This is a genomic window from Vibrio sp. 10N.222.46.A1 (assembly GCF_041473595.1).
GTDB lineage: Bacteria > Pseudomonadota > Gammaproteobacteria > Enterobacterales > Vibrionaceae > Vibrio > Vibrio tasmaniensis_A.
This window is the reverse complement of record NZ_JBFRSN010000859.1, coordinates 1-2,075: the sequence shown is the minus strand read 5'-3', so window position 1 is coordinate 2,075 and position 2,075 is coordinate 1. Positions and strand designations below refer to the sequence as shown.

At 45.1% G+C, this 2,075-nt stretch carries 2 protein-coding genes; both read left to right on the top strand.

Annotated features, from left to right (window positions below):
- Positions 1-201: hypothetical protein (locus AB4496_RS21125; RefSeq protein ID WP_372131867.1), on the top strand; the 201-nt coding region annotated here is incomplete at its 5' end.
- 261 nt (positions 202-462) lie between these two features.
- Entirely contained in the window at positions 463-2,010 is a 1,548-nt protein-coding gene (locus AB4496_RS21120; RefSeq protein ID WP_009848614.1) for a SulP family inorganic anion transporter, read from the top strand.
- Positions 2,011-2,075 lie beyond the last annotated feature (65 nt).

The following is a 2,075-nucleotide window of genomic DNA, read 5'->3' as shown; positions in this document are numbered from 1 at the left end:
GCTCCTAAAGCGGCACCAAAGGCCGCTGTTGCTAAAAAACAAGCAGGTTCACCAATGACTAAAGCTCCTGGTCCTCAAGAGATCAAAGAGATTCAAGTTGTTGCGGCTCCATTCCGTACTGAGCGTTTTGTATCGAAAGGTGCAGGTAGCCAAGCAGCGTCAAATAAAGCCGGCGCAGGCATGACTAAACCTCAATACTAATGAGCTTCGCAGAGTAATCTGCAGAGAACTATCTAAGGGCGACTTATTCATAAGTCGCCCTTTTTTTATATCCATAGTTCCGATTAGTTATAATAGATATATTACTCAAAATAGGGTTCAACCTTGAACTTAATCACATTTTTGGGTAGCATTCGCGCACTTATATTTTCGACACTTAGCTATTGCCGCTCTTTTTCATCACTGTTTGGCTACGCAATACATTCGTGTCGGTAAACCCATTTTAAGCATAGCTGAGCAAACATGTTCGAATTCCCACAATTTTCAAAGCACTCTGTAAAAAATGATGTGCTTTCAGGTCTTACCGTAGCCTTAGCTCTGGTACCTGAAGCCGTAGCATTCGCCTTTGTTGCAGGCGTTGACCCAATGGTTGGTCTTTACGCAGCATTCATCGTAGGTTTAATCACTTCTGTCTTCGGCGGTCGTCCAGGTATGATTTCTGGTGCAACTGGCGCAATGGCTGTTGTAATGGTTAGCCTAGTAGCAACCCATGGCGTTCAATACCTCTTTGCGGCAGTTATGCTAGCCGGCCTTCTGCAAATTGCAGCGGGTGTATTTAAGCTAGGTAAATTCATCCGTATCGTTCCACACCCAGTAATGATTGGTTTCGTGAACGGTTTGGCTATTGTTATCTTCCTTGCTCAGCTTGGACAATTTAAAGCACCAGACGTAACAGGTGCGCTAACTTGGTTACCAAGCGGTCAAATGACACTGATGTTAGGTCTAGTCGCACTGACTATGGCTATCATCCACTTCTTACCTAAACTAACAACAGCGGTACCATCGTCATTGGTTGCTATTGTTACAGTAACGGCTTTGGTTGTTGGCCTTGATCTAGAAACTCGTACTGTTGTTGATTTCTTACGCACTATGTCTGGTGACGAAGCAGCAACACTAGCGGGCTCTCTACCAACATTCTCTATTCCAGCAGTACCGTTTAGCCTAGAAACGCTATACATCATCCTGCCTTACGCAGTGATTCTTGCAGCGATTGGTCTAATCGAATCACTACTAACGCTAACCGTACTAGACGAAATGACAAACACTCGTGGACAATCTAACCGTGAATGTGTTGGTCAAGGTATGGCGAACGTGACGTGTTCAGTATTTGGCGCGATGGGTGGTTGTGCGATGATCGGTCAATCGATGATCAACGTAAACTCAGGTGGTCGTGGTCGTCTTTCAGGTATCGTAGCGGCAGTTGCACTACTGATGTTCATCCTGTTCGGCTCTGCACTGATTGAAATGATTCCTCTAGCAGCACTTGTGGGCGTTATGTTCATGGTTGTTATCGGTACGTTTGAATGGGCAACCTTCAAGTTGGCACGTCGCGTTCCTAAGCAAGACTTCTTCGTTATCGTTCTTGTAACTGTCGTTACAGTACTAACAGACCTTGCGGTAGCAGTTGGTGTGGGTGTTGTAGCTTCTGCACTAATGTTTGCATGGCAACATGCTAAGCACATCTACGCAGACACATCGGTTAACGCTGAAGGCTCTAAAGAGTACAAAGTTAACGGTCCAATCTTCTTTGGTTCAACCGCTAACTTCCTTGAGTTGTTTGACTCATACAACGATCCACAAGATGTTATCGTTGATTTCGCAAACTCACGCGTTACTGACCACTCTGCTATTGAAGCGATCGACACGATTGCTGACCGTTACGCGGCACTAGGTAAAACACTTCACCTTCGCCACCTAAGCCAAGACTGTGTTGCTATGCTGCACAAAGCCGGTAGCTTAGTTGAAGCGAACGTTGCAGAAGACCCAATCTACAAAGTAATGTCTAAGTAAGCTTAGTCATAGCTTAAAGCTAGATTTAGAAAGGCCGACATTCAATGTCTAATGCCGTTCGGATA

Coding starts and splice junctions, on each gene's coding strand:
- AB4496_RS21120 (WP_009848614.1), top strand. CDS start 463: ATGTTCGAATTCCCACAATTTTCAAAGCACTCTGTAAAAAATGATGTG.